A 17,122-nucleotide genomic window follows, 5' to 3' on the forward strand; every position below is an offset into this window, starting at 1 on the left:
TTCCATATTTCAAATTTTTATAGAATGGTACGTGCTTTGACTTCCCGGTGTGCCTGCTTTTGTTCAATGGATAAACCATCCAGTAGCCAACGAAGTTGGCGCGGGGTAATATTCATTGGCGCCGTCTCCTTTTCGGATGGCCAATGGAACGTGCCTCTTTCCAAACGCCGGTAATGCAACCAAAACCCATTATTCTCCCATTGCAGAATCTTTAGCTTATCGCGTTTTCGATTACAAAACACGAACAGGCTGGGGGAAAAGGGGTCAAGGTCAAAGCATTCTTTTACAATCACTGCCAACCCGTCAATGGATTTACGTAGATCCGTGCTGCCGCGAGCCAGATATACACGATCAAATTGAAAGTTCATCCGTTTTGGTTCTGCAAGATATGTATGACATCGGACAATAATTGGACATTTGCTCCCGGCCGCACTTCAACAGAAATGGTATCAACATGAATAAAGATGGGTCCCTGGTCTTCAGCGTAATCGTCCACTTGAACAGTAAGCCACTGCGTTTCCGTTGTCTCCGTTTCTGGAGAAATGACATCTCTTTCAAACCGTTGAACCCAATAATACATTTGGTGGACCTTAATTTCTTGGTCTCGACACCATTCAGCAATGCTTTGCCCGCTTTCTTTCCAGTCGTCATAGCGCGCTTTCCATTCTATTCTTTTGTCTTTCAGGGTCATTGCATAACCTCCCGAATTAATTTCTAAGAAGATTATCGCATGGTAACCCTGTGATTAAAACGTGTATTCTATTTGTCGCTTACATCTTATCTAAAACTTTTATTCTCTAGTTGACTATCAATAATCTCTATTACTCAACGAACAAGTTCATCATCATTTAAATCCTTTTCCTCGGTCCATATGCAAGCGGGTAATAGTTTGTCCTCGACCTCAATCATCACCTCATCAGGTAGATACCTATGAAAAAAAACTTAGCTACACGATTTTCAACTTGTATTGGAATCATTTAGATCTTCTCAATCCATGACGTTCTCTCATGGAGACTTCTCCATCAACCAGAATCTTATAAGATCATGAACGATTCTATCAAGAATCGCATCAGCTACCTGTGCCTGACCTAATTTTGAATGCCATCCTTCTGGTGAGAATTGAGAACAGAAAATAGTAGATGCCCGCTTTAACCTTGCTTCAATGATTTCCAACACATGGAGTACATTTTCTTCCGAGAACTCGGTTAATAACCATTCATCTAGTATTAATAAATCAATCTTTCTATCTTTCTGTATTAGCTTACGGAAACTGCTATCTGCTTCATACTTTGCTACAGCTAATTCATCAAGTAATTCGGGTAGCCGGATGTATTTTACTTTGTAAAAATGACGACATGCTTGAATCCCGAAGGCGTTGGAGATCCATGTTTTTCCGTTTCCAAATGCGGTAATATTTCGGTTGCTTCTTCCATTTCTTTTTTTGTGTATTTCGTAGATAAATTTCTTTTTGTACTAAGGATATTTAATGCTTTTTTCTCCGTATTCATTTCCAAATATAAGAAACAAATTGTGTCATTGATAACCCAATTGTTTCTACCCATTTTCGATTATTTTCTGGATTATGGTCTAAAATCGATGATTATCAGGCATATGATCTGTGCTTGTAGAATACTGACCGATTTCGCCATATAATCGTTTATGGGATGCAATTCGAACTTCTTTGAAGTAAACTTCAATTAAATCCGAGGTTAGTCGAATATCGACATGCTCTCGGACATAATCATATGGAACGGAATAATACATTCGTTCAACTTGGATGTGGTAGTTCAGTTGAACTTTTGCTGTTTTCCATTCCGTAAGCTTGTACCGTGTTTGAGGAAGTGGTTGAAAATGGGATTCCTCTTCTTCCTCAAACACCTTTTTACGTGAACCAGGTCGCTTCTGGAATTCAATGGTATTGATTTCTTTTAGCTTTTCAAAGATTTGATGATTCAAATCTTCGATATGAAAACATTGATAGTTTCTCAGTGGTGCGATAATCTGTCTCTAAATATATCCGACTGTTCCTTCGACACTTGCCTTATCTTTTGGCTTTCGAACACGGCTCAGAATAATGACTGTTCGATAATAGTCTGCCAGTTCACGATAGGCTTCATTAAGTATAGGTTCACCTCGAAGTGCCTTCGTAACCCCTGTTTTCAAATTATCCGGAACCAATGTTTCAGGAACTCTTCCAAAATACTCCAATGCATGGATGTGAGCGGTGAATATTGAGGATGAATTGAGCCACTTATGCGTAGTTTTGAGCCACCAATTGCGGAAAATAGAGCCAAGCCTTTGCGGAGCTGAGAGCCACTAATGATCAAACACTCTTTAAAATATAGAGTCAGAGCCACAGCCACAGAGGAGCTGCTTGCCATTGACTGTAATGCCCGATTCTTTGTATTTGCTGGAAGGGATCGGGGCCCCACCAGCGAATGCTTAGAATCGGATTGTCCGTGTTATCATACTTGAGCAGGCGTGCCTCTTTGGCATTATTTATGACATGCCTGCGTTTGTTCCTCAACACGGATAAAAGTTAAGTCAATGGTGGCGGACAACAGAATTTGCACTAATTATGGCAAAGCATTGGTGGATTTCCTTTCCGCACTTACTGGCTCAGATGTCCGTATACAGTGGCTCAAAATTCCGCACTACTGGCTCAAACTGTCCGCAATACTCAAGCGATAAGCCAATTAGCTGATTTCATATCCAAAAATGCTTCTACGTAACTGAATTGACTGTAAGGCAACGTCGCAATAAAAACGTACGCTGGAATCGTTTCGCCTGTTGAACGATCCATAATATGCAGTGTAGAACCTGCCCAATCCACCTCCATAACTTCACCTGGTTTTCCGCGAATCGGCATCGTTAGTTTATATTTCTTCGCATATTTCCCATACTTTTCACAAAAAGTTCGGTAGGCATAGGGGATTTTCCCACCTTCTCGTGCTTCCGTTGCATACTCATGATGCAATAAAGTCAAGGTGACATTCTTTTTTTGCAGTTCCTTATGCACTGCTTCCCAGTCAACCGGGAAATAACCTTTCTCAATAGCTTGTTTCTCTGGAAAGAGATCAATACCAAGTTTCTTGGCAAGATTAACGACATCAGAAACTGTATTTCTTGAATGCCCAGTGCTAGAACTAATCGTTCTCTGACTGCCCCCTTCCAAATACAGTTCCAGAATCTTACGACAACTGACCATAAAAAAACTCCTGTATAATAGTGTCATACCTTTTCGCATGCCGCTTAATTATACAAAAGGCTATTCTCTTAGTGTCTCTCTATTTCGCAAATGGTTGGCTCAATTCGTCTGCAATAATCAAACTTAAGGTGCTGATGTAGATGGCGTATGTTATTTTTTTGGGAAAATAATAAATTTTCCCCAAAGAATACTAGTAGGTTTTGTCGAATTATCACATTTTGTCATAATGCGATAGAACACTAAGGAAAATAATGATATACTAAAATAGTGTATGAAAACAGATTTTGGAGGTAATACAATGGCAAATGAACCACATGGCGGTACCTTAGTTAACTGTGAACTACAAGGAAACAAAAAAAAAGAAGCAATTAAAAAAGCAGAAACACTTCCATCCCTAACGGTGAACCCTTGGGTGGTTTCAGATATCGAATTAATTGGTATTGGTGGCTTTAGCCCATTGAATGGTTTTATGGGAAAAGATGATTATGAGAGTGTAGTCAATAATTACCGATTGGCTGATGGAACTGTTTGGACAATTCCAATCACACTTCCTGTCACTGAAGATGAAGCTGAAGTGCTAAACATCGGTGATGAGGTTGCCCTTAAAGGCGAAGATGAAATTATTTATGGAACAATAACATTGGAAGAGAAATACACATACGATAGTAAACTGGAAGCGCAAAATGTTTACGGAACAACTGAGGATAAACACCCTGGTGTGCAAAAACTTTATGAACGTGGAAATGTTTACCTGGGTGGACCAATTACATTGTTGCAGCGCCCAGATCATGGTGAGTTCTACCCATTCTACATGGACCCAACCGAAACACGCAAAATGTTCGATGACCTTGGCTGGGAAACAATTGTTGGCTTCCAGACACGTAACCCAGTACACCGTGCACATGAATATATCCAAAAATGTGCACTGGAAGCTGTTGATGGCTTGCTGCTAAACCCATTAGTTGGGGAGACAAAAGCAGACGACATTCCGGCTGATGTCCGCATGGAAAGCTATCAAACTATCCTGAAATACTATTATCCTGAAGATCGTACACGTTTGGCGATTTACCCGGCAGCAATGCGCTATGCTGGACCGAAAGAATCTGTGCTGCATGCGATTGTACGTAAAAACTTCGGCTGCACACACTTTATTGTTGGTCGTGACCATGCAGGTGTCGGTGACTATTACGGAACATATGAAGCACAGGAATTCATTTCCCAGTTTGAAGAAGAGCTTGGCATTCAGGTATTCAAATTCGAATATGCTTTTTACTGTACAGGATGCGGCAACATGGCCAGTGCCAAAACATGCCCGCATGACAAAGGAAAACATGTGCATTTGAGCGGCACAAAAGTTCGTGAACTACTTCGTAACGGTGAACGCCCTCCAAAAGAATTTTCACGTCCGGAAGTTGCTGATATCCTTATTAAAGGAATGAAGCAAAACTAGAAGGGGTAAATATCCCATGACTTTTCAAATGATATTTGTTTTAATTTTGATAATAGCCATGTTGGCCGCGCTGCTCATAGATATAGCACGGCCGGACATGGTTGTCTTTTCTGTTTTGGTAATTTTATTAATATCCGGGATTTTGACTCCTCAAGAGGCGTTAAGCGGTTTTTCCAATGAAGGAATGCTGACGATTGCACTGCTGTTCATCGTTGCCGGTGCTGTTCAGAAAAGCGGACTGATTGATCAGATGATGAAGAAGTGGCTTGAGAACAGTAAAACACAGACAGGTTCGATGCTGCGGTTTTTTGTACCGACATCGGCCTTCTCGGCATTTCTTAACAATACACCAATTGTTGTTACGTTCACACCGATAATTAAAAATTGGTGTGAAGAGCGGGGGATTGCACCATCCAAGTTCCTAATTCCACTATCATATGTAACAATTTTGGGTGGGACGATCACACTGATTGGTACATCAACGAACCTGGTTGTTCATGGAATGCTGACGGGTACGTATGGATTGGAGGGGTTTTCTTTTTTTACACTGGCGATAGTTGGTATTCCAATTGCGGTAATCGGCATGATTTACTTGTTCACGATTGGCCATAGGTTACTGCCTGACAATAAAGGTTTCAGTCAGCGTGTAAAAGAGGATTCTAAGGAATATATTGCAGAAATGCATGTATCTGAGGCGTTTCAGAATCTTGGTAATTCCGTCAAAGATGCTGGTCTCCGTGATCTTAAGGGCCTTTATCTGGTTGAAATTATTCGAGGGGATGAGCACATCTCTCCAGTTAAGTCGACAACGGTTATTAAGGAAAAGGATAGGCTGATTTTTACCGGCCTGATTTCCACAATTGCGGATTTAGAAAAGATTAAAGGTCTGGAGCTTGAGACGGGTACGAACATTGGGTTGAATGACCTGAAAAATGGAACGTCGAATTTAGTTGAAGCCGTTGTGTCACACGATTCCACCTTGACAACAAAATCAATCAAACAGTCACAGTTCCGTTCAAAATACGATGCTGGTGTTATTGCGGTTCATCGTAATAACGAACGGATCAAAAGCAAGGTCGGTGATATTGTTTTACGTCCCGGCGACACGTTGCTGTTACTAGCAGGTACTGATTTTTTGGAAAAAAATCAGCAATCCAACGATTTTTATGTCGTATCGTCACTAGATACACCGGATAAGCTAAAGCAGAATCCTTCGAAAGGCTGGTTCTCCATTGCTTTATTGCTGGTCATGATTGCTCTTGTTACTGCTGGTGTTTTCAGCATGTTTAAGGCAATGGCGTTGTCTGTGCTGATTCTTGTGGTGACAAAAATCATTACCCCGCAGGAAGCCAAACAGTACATTAAATTCGATGTTCTTTTGCTAATCGCCAGTGCACTCGGTATTGGTGTTGCCATGCGGGAGACGGAACTGGCTCAATGGATCGCGAATGGAATGGTCAGCTTCGGTAAACCATTGGGATTGCTTGTGATCTTATTTATGATTTATTTTTTGACTAATCTGTTTACTGAGTTAATCACCAATACGGCATCGGCTGTTTTGATGGTGCCGATTGGGATTGCGCTTGCTGATCAATTAAGTGTGGAACCAATGGGATTTGCCGTAACCATTGCGATTGCTGCATCATCGAGTTTTATTACACCAATCGGGTATCAGACCAATTTAATTGTATATGGTCCCGGTGGATACACGTTCAAAGATTATATAAAAGTGGGTACACCGCTAAGTATTTTAGTAATGATTACATCAGTTACAATTATTTATAATGTGTGGTTTTAAGGAGGAAAACAAATGGCAAAATCAGATAATATTGTATGGCACGAATCGAAGGTAACAAAAGCCGAACGACGGAAATTGAACAGCCATAAAAGTGCGGTTATTTGGTTCACCGGCTTATCAGGTTCGGGTAAATCGACCCTCTCTGTGGAATTAGAAAAAGAACTGCATGCGATGGGAATTCGTACTTATCGTCTCGACGGGGATAACGTTCGCCACGGTTTAAATAAAAATCTGGGATTCAGCCCGGAAGACCGAAAAGAGAACATTCGCCGTATCGGTGAAGTTTCCAAACTGATGGTCGATGGAGGTTTGTTTACGTTAACTGCGTTTATTTCCCCATATCGTGAAGACCGTAATGAGGTCCGTGAACTGCTGGAAGATGGTGAATTTATTGAGGTTTTTGTGAATGCAAGTGTTGAAACGTGTGAATCCCGTGATCCAAAGGGCTTATATAAAAAAGCACGTGCCGGCGAAATCAAAGGGTTCACTGGAATTGATGCACCATATGAAGAGCCAAAAAATCCGGAAGTGACAGTAGATACAGACAAGTTGAGCCTCAAAGAATCCGTTCAGGAAATTGTAGCGTACCTAAAAGAAAAAGGATATCTGGAATAATGGCTGATGTGAGTTTAAAGAAGCTGCTGGAAATCTCTTTGGAAGCTGGACGCGAGATCCTAGATGTTTATGAAAAGGGTATTGAAGTGGAAACGAAGGAAGATAATTCACCGTTAACGCAGGCCGATCAGCGTTCGCATCAGTCCATAATGAAGGAATTGCAGGAGGTATATGCGGATATTCCTGTGCTGAGTGAAGAAGGTGCGGAAATTCCGTTTACGGAGCGCAAAAATTGGAAGCAATTCTTTTTAGTCGATCCATTGGATGGAACAAAAGAATTTATCAAGAAGAATGGCGAATTTACGGTAAATATTGCGTTGATTGATGGAAAATATCCTGTAATGGGTGTTATTTATGCACCGATACTGGATACGTTTTATTATGGTCAGGAAGGTTTAGGCGCATTTAAATTGAAAAATGCTTCAGAAACTGCAATTGCCGATGACCAGGATTTGATGAGTAAAAGTGTACGCTTGCCAGAAACTGCAGAGTCAACAGTGGTTAATGTTGTGGCAAGCCGCTCCCACATGTCAGCGGAAACAGAAGAATTTATCGAAGAGTTGCACAAAGATTATGAAGTCGATGTTGTATCTGCTGGAAGTTCACTTAAATTTTGCCTTGTAGCAGAAGGAAAGGCTGATTATTATCCTCGCTATGCCCCTACAATGGAATGGGATACAGGTGCTGGACAGGCCATTGTCGAAGCAGCTGGTGGGAAAGTACTTCGTCATGAAGACAATAAACGTTTTTACTACAATCGCGAGAACTTGAAGAATGGTTGGTTTTTGGCTGAAAGAAGGGAAGAGTAAATTGGGACGTTTGTTTTTATCCTCACCACACATGAGCGGAAATGAACAAAAATATATACAGGAAGCCTTTGATTTAAACTGGGTGGCACCACTTGGTAATAATGTCGATGGGTTCGAATGTGAACTTGCAAGCTATAATTCTATTAATGGTGCATCTGTAGTTACTTCTGGAACTGCAGCTATTCATTTAGCATTAAGACTTTTAAACGTTGGCACAGATGATACAGTATTTTGTTCATCATTAACTTTTGTTGCCAGTGCAAATCCAATATTATACCAAGGTGCCAATCCAGTCTTGATTGACTCTGAAATGGATACATGGAATATGTCACCAAAAGCATTGAAACGTGCATTTGAAGACGCCGAAAAAAATGGAGAACTTCCCAAAGCTGTTGTTATTGTTAATTTATATGGGCAAAGCGCACGTATGGAGGTACTAATGGACATCTGTAATTCGTACGGAGTGCCGGTTATAGAGGATGCAGCTGAATCCCTAGGAAGTGAATATAAAGGTAGAAAAAGCGGCACATTTGGTAAGTTTGGCATATTTTCTTTTAATGGAAATAAGATCATTACTACTTCAGGTGGGGGCGCACTAGTCTCAAATGATGAGGAATCTTTGAAAAAAGTCAGATTCCTTTCAACTCAAGCACGTGATCCCGCGGTACATTATCAGCACAGTGAAGTTGGCTACAATTATCGTATGAGTAACATTGTTGCCGGAATCGGCCGTGGGCAGTTAGAAGTTTTGGATAAACGTGTGGAACAGCGCCGTGCAGTTTTTGAGAGATATTTTGAAGCATTTGGTAATGTTCCAGGATTTGAATTTCAGCCGGAACTTGAAGGTACGAAGTCTAATCGGTGGCTAACGGCACTAACTATTGATCCTAAGCAAACTGGAATTTCCCGTCATGAAATTATAGAGAAACTTGCCGAATATGATATCGAAGCGCGCCCGGTATGGAAACCAATGCACCTGCAGCCTTTATTTGAAGGTGTAGTGTATTATCCACATGAAGAAGGTAATAGTGTGTCGGATTATTTGTTTGAGTATGGATTGTGTTTGCCATCGGGTTCTAACATGACGGTTAAAGAACAAAATAACGTGATTTCAATTATAGAGAGATTTATTGCTGATCAATCATAATGTGAATTAATTTACTATATCCCAAATAATTATCTTTGATTATTGTTTGGGATATAGTTTTTGGGGTAAAAAGTCTCTTTGTCTTCAGTAAATATTTAATGTTCCTCTAAAAAATCAATCTTACCCTTCCAATCATCTTTCATGACAAATAGATCGATAACATTCACTTTTTATGTCATTAATTTATACAAAAAATAATCTGAATAGTTATGGTAAAATTCAGCTCTAAATCATAGATTTTTCAACCTCGGTGGGTTTCCTTTCTTTTATCAATGCATTCAACTCTCGTGTATATTCTTCTTGTTGATTATTACTCCAGTTTAATTTCTTACCCATGTATGATATTACTGAGCTAAAGTGTTTTGTTACCCAACTTATATCAAAATATAAAGCCCCCGTTCTTCTTATAAAAAAGTCTGCAGGCTTAAAAACCATTTCATGTTCCAGTCCATAAACAATTTGGGCAAAAACGACCGGATCAACATTTTGCTGTTTAGCCTCATCTGCCTTTTCCTTATATATATTAAAAACCTTTTCTGCGTTAGAACCATATCTTTGAACAAGGTTTAGAGAGTCCTTTCTTTCTAAACCTAAAGAAATTCCTTGTTCAACTTTATTTTCTTTGAAATTCTTAAAACCTTGAGAACCGCCAACTTCTCCTCCTGAAATGGGTAGTCCTCGTGTATTGGAATCGGAATGTAAAATTTCATCTTCTTCTTTAAATTGTTTTACAACTTTGTCGATTACTTGTTCTGCCATTTTGCGGTAACCGGTAAGTTTGCCACCTGCTATAGAGAACAAACCGGAATCTGATATAAAGATCTCATCTTTACGGGAAATTTCATTTGGATTTTTACCGTCTTCTGCGATTAACGGCCGTATGCCAGCCCAACTGGATTCTACGTCCTTAAGGTCAATCTTCAACGATGGGAACATAAAGTTTATTGTGTCTATCAAATATTCATAGTCCTCGGCTTTCACTTTAGGGGAAGCTATCTCATCATTATACGTTGTATCTGTTGTTCCCACATAAGTCTTATCCCCCCGTGGAATAGCGAATATCATTCTATTATCTGGTGCATCAAAATAGATTGCCTGCTGTAAAGGAAATTTTTCTTTTGGAAATACTAAGTGGACACCCTTGGTTAAATGCAAAGATTTTCCTTGCTTTGATTTATCCATTTCTCTAAGGTTATCAACCCATGGACCAGTAGCATTAATTATTTTTTTAGCATAAATTTTATGTAGGTTTCCTGTTATTTGGTCCTCTACAACAACCCCTACTACTTTATCGCTTTTGTAAATAAATTCCGTTACTTTAGCATAGTTAATCGAATGAGCGCCAAGCTCAGCTGCCTTTTTCATAACTTCTATAGTTAGGCGTGCATCATCTGTTTTGTATTCCACATAATAGCCTGCCCCTTTTAGGCCATCTCTTTTAATAAGAGGCTCTTTCACCATCGCTTCCCTGGGACTGAACATTTTACGTCGTTCTGTCTTTTTAACTCCCGCGAGAAAATCATAAAGTAACAATCCTAAATTTGTAGTGTATTTACCAAATGTGCCACCATCATAAAAAGGAAGCATCATCCACTCTGGTGTGGTTACATGAGGACCATTCTCGTAAACAATTTTTCTTTCTTTTCCAACTTCAGCAACTACCTTTATTTCCAGTTGTTTTAAATAACGTAACCCTCCATGGATAAGTTTTGTTGAACGGCTGGAAGTACCGGCTGCAAAATCCTGCATTTCCAGAACTGTAGTCTTTAATCCTCTGGTTACCGAGTCCAGGGCAATTCCTGCACCGGTGATCCCCCCACCAATAACCAGTATATCCTGTTTATATGCTTCCATTTCCAAAAAGATATCTTCCCTCATGAAACTTGAGAAATTCGACATTAGGTTCACTCCTGCCTAATAAGTATTTTTGATTACTGAAAGTACATTCGTATACCAATTACTATTAATAACAAAGAGAGCATTTGAATTATTATTTTCCCGGGTATTTTTTGGGATAAGATTACCCCTAATTGTGCACCAAGAATAACCCCAATTCCTCCCCACAGTACCGTCATCCAATCGATATGATTATATATAAGCTGTGTCACAACTCCTACCGTGGAATATAAGCATAATGAAAAGATTGAAGTTGCCGTGGCAAGATGTGTCGGAACTTTAAACATGTAAATCAAAACCGGAACCAACAGCCATCCACCGCCTATTCCCAGGTAACTTGAGAGGGTCCCCATAAATAAACCTAATAGAAGTATCCACTTGGTATTTCCTGTGGTATCCACAGTGGAGGAAACTTCATTATAAGAAGATGATCTCGTATCGGAATTGGGACGACTCTTTATTAACAGGAATAGTCCAAGAATCAGTAAAGTTGTTGCAAAGATAATAAAGAATGTTTGTGAGGAATAACGCTGTAAAAGCCAAACTCCAATAAGTGCGCCGGGAAATGCACCTATTGCAATTTTTAATCCCAAACGAAATTTAATCTTCCCTTGCCTGGCATAGCCCGCTATCCCCGCCAAAGAATTGATTAGAACAATAAATAAACCTGAACCAGCAGCAAGTGCAGGCTCCATATTTAATATGAGAAGTAATGCTGGAACGAAAATGAATCCACCGCCGGCTCCAACAATTGTTCCATAGCACCCCGATAGAATACCTAATGATAGGAGTAACAATGCATATGATACTTCCAACGTCTTTCCTCCTCTCATATTTAACGTTAGCAGAGGGGGAAATGACAGTAAAATCAATTAAACTTATATCCTATAAGAAAAAATCATGAATAACATTTATGAGTTTTATTAATAACATATGAATATTTTTTATAGTGTAAATAGTAAAAAAACACTTGAAGCGCTTTCATAAATTGTTATAATAATAATACAAATCTTAATACAACTTTTATTAAGAAAATTCTTAGAAAGCGGAGATTAATTTGAAAAGTAAACTGGATATGCTTGAACAGTCTCTTGATACAAACAGTGGAATTCCATTACACATCCAAGTCAGAGACATTATCAGAAAAGAAGTTCTTCAAAAGAAGTTAGTAGATGAGAATGGAAAAGTGGAAACAGAGCATGCACTTATGGAAAGGTTTGGAGTCAGTCGCGTAACAATCAGGAATGCATTAAAAATGCTGGTTGATGAAGGAGTAATTATACGTGAAAGAGGTAGAGGCACTTTTTTAAGAATAAACCATCCGGAGAACTGGACGGGCAGACTACTGGGCTTCACTGAAATTATTAAAGAGTCAGGTTTTGTTCCAGATGCCCAAATCACCAAACAGGGATATGGAGTACAGGAAGCAATGGAAAGTGAACTAAAATCTAAGCTGAATACAGAGAGAACATGGGAGTTAAAACGTATACGGTTTGCAGATACCCATCCCACTGCTGTTGAACATGCATTTTATCCTGCTAAGTATGGCCCTTCATTAGAAGAGCAGGATTTAAAAAGTATTGCGATCTATAAATACTTTGAGGAAGAACTTAATGTTTACCTGAATGAAGCTAAGCAGATGATAAGCGCTGTAAATGCAGATGCTGAATCTGCAGCCTTACTGAAAGTAAAGGAGGGGGATGCATTATTGTATATAGAAAGGATTACTTACTCTTCCGATTCCACGCCAATTGAATTTTTAAAAGCAATATATCGACCTGATCATTTTCAGTACCTAATTAAACTATCGAGAAAAGGATTATAAAAATCATTTATACAGACTATCACTTTTTCAGGAGGAATTAGAATGGCAAAGAAACCGAATGTACTACTTATATTGAATGATGATATGGGTTATTCAGATATAGGGTGCTATGGGGGAGAAGTAGAAACGCCCAACCTGGATCGACTAGCAGCGAATGGTGTTCGTTTTACCCAGTTTTATAATACAGCGCGGTGCAGTCCTTCGAGAGCATCTTTGCTCACAGGGTTGCATCCACATCAGACAGGAATTGGAATCCTGACATATGATAATGGTCCTGAAGGGTATCCCGGTGATCTGAACAATGAATGTGTAACGATTGCGGAAGTCTTGAAGGATAACGGATATAAGACATATATGAGCGGTAAGTGGCATATAGCCAAGAGCTTGAAAGAGCCATCAGAAAACTGGCCGCTGCAGCGAGGATTTGATGATTTTTTTGGAACCATAATCGGTGCGGGAAGCTTTTATGACCCTAACACGCTGACCAGGGGCAACAAAAATATTGAACATGAAACGAAAGAAAATGAAGAGTTTTATTATACAGATGCGATTAGTGATCAGGCAGTTCAGTACATAAAGAACCATGCTGATAAAGAAAATGATACTCCATTTTTCCAATATGTTGCCTATACCGCACCACACTGGCCATTGCACGCAAAAGAAAAAGACATAGAAAAATACAAAGGCCGGTTTGACAAGGGATGGGACACACTTAGAGAAGAACGGTTAAACAGATTAGTGGAAATGGGAATTCTTGATGAGAACTGGAAACTTACAGAGCGTGATCCGAGCCAGCCTGCATGGGAGGATGCTGATGATAAAGAATGGCTGCAAAGATGTATGGAAGTGTATGCAGCTCAAATAGACAGTATGGACCAGGGGATTGGCAGAATTATAGATTCTCTGGAAGAAACAGATCAACTTGATAATACTATTGTTATTTTTCTTTCCGATAATGGTGCCTGTGCGGAAGATATCCCATTAAATGTTTCTGTAGATGAACTTACAGAAAATCTGATGATTGCAAAGTCACATACCAGAAATGGAGAGGAAGTAAGATTTGGTAATGAACCTTCAATAATGCCTGGCCCTGAAGACACCTATCAAAGTTATGGTACAGCATGGGCTAATCTATCAAATTCTCCTTTCCGGTTATATAAGCACTGGGTCCATGAAGGGGGAATATCAACACCATTAATCTTCCATTGGCCTGAAGGAATTAGGGATAAGGGTTCATTGAGACACTCACCAGGTCAGTTGACAGATATTATGGCAACCATTGTGGAGATAACCGGGGCGAAATACCCGGAGATTTATAACGGAAATAAAATTTTACCACTCGAAGGCAGAAGTTTGACTCCGATTATACAGGATGATCATGCTGATGAAACTCCTTTATTCTGGGAACATGAAGGAAATGCCGCTATCAGAATAGGGAAATGGAAGCTGGTCAAAAAGTATCCTGAGCTATGGGAATTGTTTGATATGCAGGAAGACAGAACTGAACTAAATAATTTAGCTGATCAGTATCCGGAATTTGTGGAAGAAATGGCATTGAAATACGAAAAATGGGCGAACAGATGCCGGGTTGTTCCGCGAGATAAAATTCTTAGCATAATGGAATCAAGCGGAACAAATAAGGCATTCTGGGAAGAAGATTAATTTTTTTCAATAGAGGGGGTTTTAGGTGGAGAAGCAAATTGGGTGTTGCAGCGTAAGTAGAAATTCTGGCGTATACATTTCAGATACCTCTACAGTTACAAAGAGTAAAAAAGTTAACACCAATGACATGGTTTATTTATCAGGCGGAACTTTTTTAATGGGGACTGAAAGTGAAGAAGGTTTTCCGACAGACGGGGAAGGCCCCGTAAAGGAAGTAACAGTTCAACCTTTTTATATTGATCCATGTACTGTTACAAACAAACAATTTGAAGAATTTAGTAGCCAGACGGGGTATACGACAGATGCAGAAAAGTTTGGCTGGTCCTTTGTTTTTTATTCTTTGGTTAGTGAACAATCGAAGAAAAATGTGGCCCAAGTCGTAAGGGATACACCATGGTGGTGGGCTGTAAAAGGAGCCAGTTGGAAACACCCGGAAGGTCCGGACTCAACTATTAAAGACAGAATGGACCATCCAGTAGTACATGTATCCTGGAATGACGCAAAGGCGTTTTGTGAGTGGAGTGGAAAGCGTTTACTTACTGAATCGGAGTGGGAGTTCGCTGCCCGGGGAGGTTTGGTAGGTAAAAGGTTTCCATGGGGAGACAATCTCCATCCTAAAGGTGAATTCATGTGTAATATTTGGCAGGGTGATTTTCCGAAACATAATTCTGCTAAGGATGGATACCTGTCAACTGCTCCGGCCAAGTCGTTTCCTGCTAACAATTATGGACTTTATAATGTTTCAGGCAATGTGTGGGAATGGTGCGCAGATTGGTTCAGCACTCATTCAAAAGGAGAAGAAAACAACTTTGAAGATCCATTGGGTGAAACTAAAGTAATTAAAGGTGGCTCTTACTTATGTCATGTTTCTTATTGTAATAGGTATCGTGTGGCAGCTAGAAGTTCTAATACACCGGATAGTTCAACAGGTCATATGGGGTTTCGCTGTGCAGCAGATGGGTAGTAAGTAGGCTATAAAGAATAAAAATGTATGTAAAGAGGAGAGTTATTCAATGATTAAAAGGTCAATTAGTATTTTCCTGGTATTGATTTTTGTTGGTGTATTGGTTGGTTGTAGTCAGTCGGGGAGCGGAGAAACTTCATCAGGAGATGCAGAGTATACTTTTAAGATTGCGAACGTATTGTCAAAAGAGGATGTAACCAGTAAAGGGCTTGATAAATTTGCTGAACTCGTAGAGAAAAAGTCTGATGGAAATATTCAAATCGATGTATTGCATGGTGGGCAACTAGGATCAGGGGTTGAAACTTTTGAAGCTGTAAAAAATGGTAATTTAGATTTTGCTGCTGATTCTTTTGCAAACCTGGCAAGCATTACTCCAGCCTTTGAAATGTTCCATTTACCATTTTTGTTTGAATCACGGAATCAGTTCTTAAATACAATGAATAGTGAAAAAGTACAAGAAAGAGTCAATAAAGAATTAGAAGAAGTTAACTTAAAGTGGTTTACAACATTGGAAATTGGTGGTCCACGGGTTATTGGGACTTCCGAAGAGAAAATTCAATCACTGGAGGATTTGGAAGGACTAAAATTCCGTGCATCCCGGTCCCCGCTTGAGATTGCAAGTCAGGAGGCATGGGGAGCTAAAGGGGTAACTGTTGACTGGCCAGAAACACCTGAAGCAGTACGACTTGGAATGGTCGACGGTTTAACTGTTCCTTATGCGAGCTTTTACTCTGCAAAGTTTCATGAGGGTGATCTAATCAACTATATAGCAGATGTAAACTTCCAAACATATGCATCTGTAATGGTAGTTAATTCTGAAATGTGGGCGGAATTACCTGACGATGTCAAAAAGATATTGACAGAGGCCGAAAAGGAGGCACGTGAATGGCATGTTGATTTTCTCGGAGACTATATTACAGAGAATATAAATAAGATGAAAGCAGAAGGAGTAGAAGTTTATACGCTTCCAGAAGAGGAAGTTCAAAAAATAAAAGAAGTCACTAAGGAAAAAGTCTGGGGAGAATTTGTTGGAAAAGAAGGAATGCCTCAGGATAAATTGGACTTAATTTTGGAAGAAAGAGGTTCAGTTGGTGAAGGTGGTTGGGGCTACCAAATTGATGGCTGAATTAATTAAAAACAACTAACTAATCTAATTGGAGGTATAGAATTATACCTCCAATTAGAAATACAGGGAGAAATTTAATTATGAGTAGACAAACTACTGTCAATTCTTTAATGAAAATAGACAAGATACTGTCGAAAACTGTAGAAATTATTTGCGTCCTTCTTCTAATTGCTACAGTTACAACTATATCTGTCTCCATATTTACCCGCTTCGTAATCTTTTACCCCTTGAACTTCGCGGATGCTTTAGGAAAATATATGATGATGTGGATGGCCTTTCTTGGTTCAGGTTTAGCAATTAAAGCGGGTGAACATATTGCAGTTGATATGTTTATGGATAAGTTAAACGCCAAGAACAGGAAAATCCTATTAGTTATCATAGATGTACTAATTTCTATTTTCCTAATATTTCTTATTTATTATGGATGGATTTTCGCGTTAAGTGGAAAAGGTTCACATGATCCTTTTGTGTTTGGAATAAGTATGATGATTCCATATTTGTCTGTACCAGTAGGATTTGCCTATATTCTGGTTCAACTTAATATAACTACTATATTAAGGGTTTTAAAGGAAGATCCTGATCCAGCTGTAAAAGAAAAATCATTACTTCCAGATTAAGAAAG

17 protein-coding genes and 1 pseudogene are annotated in these 17,122 nt (G+C 39.4%); 10 read left to right on the forward strand and 8 right to left on the reverse strand.

Annotated features, from left to right (window positions below; genetic code table 11):
- Positions 1 to 17 precede the first annotated feature (17 nt).
- The 6 genes and pseudogenes from tnpB to G6R02_RS02415 all read right to left on the reverse strand — a co-directional run bounded on the left by tnpB (position 18) and on the right by G6R02_RS02415 (position 3,208).
- Positions 18 to 368, reverse strand: coding sequence for an IS66 family insertion sequence element accessory protein TnpB (gene tnpB / locus G6R02_RS02390; RefSeq protein WP_164667671.1), 351 nt, complete (start codon positions 366 to 368; stop codon positions 18 to 20).
- The gene (gene tnpA, locus G6R02_RS02395) at positions 365 to 691 is read right to left on the reverse strand and encodes an IS66 family insertion sequence element accessory protein TnpA (protein ID WP_164667672.1); all 327 of its coding nucleotides are present in this window, start codon (positions 689 to 691) and stop codon (positions 365 to 367) included. Before tnpA ends, tnpB begins: the two co-directional genes overlap by 4 nt.
- 282 nt (positions 692 to 973) lie before the next feature.
- Positions 974 to 1,407, reverse strand: a pseudogene (locus G6R02_RS02400) (ATP-binding protein); the annotation flags it as partial.
- A 180-nt stretch (positions 1,408 to 1,587) separates the two neighbouring features.
- The gene (locus tag G6R02_RS02405; protein ID WP_164667673.1) at positions 1,588 to 1,956 is read right to left on the reverse strand and encodes a Mu transposase domain-containing protein; all 369 of its coding nucleotides are present in this window, start codon (positions 1,954 to 1,956) and stop codon (positions 1,588 to 1,590) included.
- Positions 1,957 to 2,007: 51 nt separating this feature from the next.
- Entirely contained in the window at positions 2,008 to 2,178 is a 171-nt protein-coding gene (locus tag G6R02_RS02410) for a hypothetical protein (RefSeq protein WP_246202498.1), read from the reverse strand.
- Positions 2,179 to 2,680: 502 nt separating this feature from the next.
- A complete protein-coding gene (locus G6R02_RS02415; protein ID WP_246202499.1) occupies positions 2,681 to 3,208 on the reverse strand; it encodes a transposase in 528 nt (175 codons plus the stop codon).
- Between the two features lie 298 nt (positions 3,209 to 3,506).
- On the opposite strand from G6R02_RS02415, the gene sat reads away from it, so the two are divergent.
- The 5 genes from sat to G6R02_RS02440 are packed head-to-tail and all read left to right on the forward strand — an operon-like array spanning position 3,507 to position 9,027.
- Complete coding sequence (sat, locus tag G6R02_RS02420) at positions 3,507 to 4,658, forward strand: sulfate adenylyltransferase (protein WP_164667675.1); 1,152 nt, start codon at positions 3,507 to 3,509, stop codon at positions 4,656 to 4,658.
- A 16-nt stretch (positions 4,659 to 4,674) separates the two neighbouring features.
- The gene (locus tag G6R02_RS02425; protein ID WP_164667676.1) at positions 4,675 to 6,456 is read left to right on the forward strand and encodes an SLC13 family permease; all 1,782 of its coding nucleotides are present in this window, start codon (positions 4,675 to 4,677) and stop codon (positions 6,454 to 6,456) included.
- A 12-nt stretch (positions 6,457 to 6,468) separates the two neighbouring features.
- Positions 6,469 to 7,071 (forward strand): adenylyl-sulfate kinase, encoded by a 603-nt coding sequence (gene cysC, locus G6R02_RS02430; protein ID WP_164667677.1) that lies wholly within the window; start codon positions 6,469 to 6,471, stop codon positions 7,069 to 7,071.
- The gene (cysQ, locus tag G6R02_RS02435) at positions 7,071 to 7,880 is read left to right on the forward strand and encodes a 3'(2'),5'-bisphosphate nucleotidase CysQ (protein ID WP_164667678.1); all 810 of its coding nucleotides are present in this window, start codon (positions 7,071 to 7,073) and stop codon (positions 7,878 to 7,880) included. Before cysC ends, cysQ begins: the two co-directional genes overlap by 1 nt.
- A complete protein-coding gene (locus G6R02_RS02440) occupies positions 7,846 to 9,027 on the forward strand; it encodes a DegT/DnrJ/EryC1/StrS family aminotransferase (protein WP_164667679.1) in 1,182 nt (393 codons plus the stop codon). The genes cysQ and G6R02_RS02440 overlap by 35 nt, the downstream gene beginning before the upstream one ends.
- Positions 9,028 to 9,252: 225 nt before the next feature.
- Here the strand turns inward: G6R02_RS02440 and G6R02_RS02445 are convergent, their stop codons facing one another.
- Both G6R02_RS02445 and G6R02_RS02450 read right to left on the reverse strand, forming a co-directional pair.
- Positions 9,253 to 10,926 (reverse strand): glycerol-3-phosphate dehydrogenase/oxidase, encoded by a 1,674-nt coding sequence (locus G6R02_RS02445; RefSeq protein ID WP_164667680.1) that lies wholly within the window; start codon positions 10,924 to 10,926, stop codon positions 9,253 to 9,255.
- 32 nt (positions 10,927 to 10,958) lie between these two features.
- The gene (locus tag G6R02_RS02450) at positions 10,959 to 11,738 is read right to left on the reverse strand and encodes a sulfite exporter TauE/SafE family protein (RefSeq protein WP_164667681.1); all 780 of its coding nucleotides are present in this window, start codon (positions 11,736 to 11,738) and stop codon (positions 10,959 to 10,961) included.
- A gap of 242 nt (positions 11,739 to 11,980) precedes the next feature.
- On the opposite strand from G6R02_RS02450, the gene G6R02_RS02455 reads away from it, so the two are divergent.
- The 5 genes from G6R02_RS02455 (at position 11,981) to G6R02_RS02475 (ending at position 17,117) form a co-directional block, all read left to right on the forward strand.
- Positions 11,981 to 12,748 (forward strand): GntR family transcriptional regulator, encoded by a 768-nt coding sequence (locus G6R02_RS02455; RefSeq protein WP_164667682.1) that lies wholly within the window; start codon positions 11,981 to 11,983, stop codon positions 12,746 to 12,748.
- A gap of 42 nt (positions 12,749 to 12,790) precedes the next feature.
- Positions 12,791 to 14,410: an arylsulfatase gene (locus tag G6R02_RS02460; protein ID WP_164667683.1), complete on the forward strand. Its 1,620-nt coding sequence runs from the start codon at positions 12,791 to 12,793 to the stop codon at positions 14,408 to 14,410.
- Between the two features lie 25 nt (positions 14,411 to 14,435).
- Entirely contained in the window at positions 14,436 to 15,374 is a 939-nt protein-coding gene (locus tag G6R02_RS02465; protein ID WP_425509012.1) for a formylglycine-generating enzyme family protein, read from the forward strand.
- Between the two features lie 49 nt (positions 15,375 to 15,423).
- On the forward strand, positions 15,424 to 16,500 hold the full coding sequence (locus tag G6R02_RS02470; protein ID WP_164667684.1) for a TRAP transporter substrate-binding protein: 1,077 nt from the start codon (positions 15,424 to 15,426) through the stop codon (positions 16,498 to 16,500).
- An 80-nt stretch (positions 16,501 to 16,580) separates the two neighbouring features.
- Positions 16,581 to 17,117 (forward strand): TRAP transporter small permease, encoded by a 537-nt coding sequence (locus G6R02_RS02475; RefSeq protein WP_164667685.1) that lies wholly within the window; start codon positions 16,581 to 16,583, stop codon positions 17,115 to 17,117.
- The last annotated feature ends 5 nt before the right edge of the window (positions 17,118 to 17,122 follow it).

This window comes from Virgibacillus doumboii, assembly GCF_902806455.1.
Taxonomy (GTDB): Bacteria; Bacillota; Bacilli; order Bacillales; family Amphibacillaceae; genus Lentibacillus; species Lentibacillus doumboii.

Coding starts and splice junctions, on each gene's coding strand:
- cysC (WP_164667677.1), top strand. CDS start 6,469: ATGGCAAAATCAGATAATATTGTATGGCACGAATCGAAGGTAACAAAA.
- G6R02_RS02425 (WP_164667676.1), top strand. CDS start 4,675: ATGACTTTTCAAATGATATTTGTTTTAATTTTGATAATAGCCATGTTG.
- tnpA (WP_164667672.1), bottom strand. CDS start 691: ATGACCCTGAAAGACAAAAGAATAGAATGGAAAGCGCGCTATGACGAC.
- G6R02_RS02415 (WP_246202499.1), bottom strand. CDS start 3,208: ATGGTCAGTTGTCGTAAGATTCTGGAACTGTATTTGGAAGGGGGCAGT.
- cysQ (WP_164667678.1), top strand. CDS start 7,071: ATGGCTGATGTGAGTTTAAAGAAGCTGCTGGAAATCTCTTTGGAAGCT.
- sat (WP_164667675.1), top strand. CDS start 3,507: ATGGCAAATGAACCACATGGCGGTACCTTAGTTAACTGTGAACTACAA.
- tnpB (WP_164667671.1), bottom strand. CDS start 368: ATGAACTTTCAATTTGATCGTGTATATCTGGCTCGCGGCAGCACGGAT.
- G6R02_RS02475 (WP_164667685.1), top strand. CDS start 16,581: ATGAGTAGACAAACTACTGTCAATTCTTTAATGAAAATAGACAAGATA.
- G6R02_RS02440 (WP_164667679.1), top strand. CDS start 7,846: ATGGTTGGTTTTTGGCTGAAAGAAGGGAAGAGTAAATTGGGACGTTTG.
- G6R02_RS02470 (WP_164667684.1), top strand. CDS start 15,424: ATGATTAAAAGGTCAATTAGTATTTTCCTGGTATTGATTTTTGTTGGT.
- G6R02_RS02460 (WP_164667683.1), top strand. CDS start 12,791: ATGGCAAAGAAACCGAATGTACTACTTATATTGAATGATGATATGGGT.
- G6R02_RS02445 (WP_164667680.1), bottom strand. CDS start 10,926: ATGTCGAATTTCTCAAGTTTCATGAGGGAAGATATCTTTTTGGAAATG.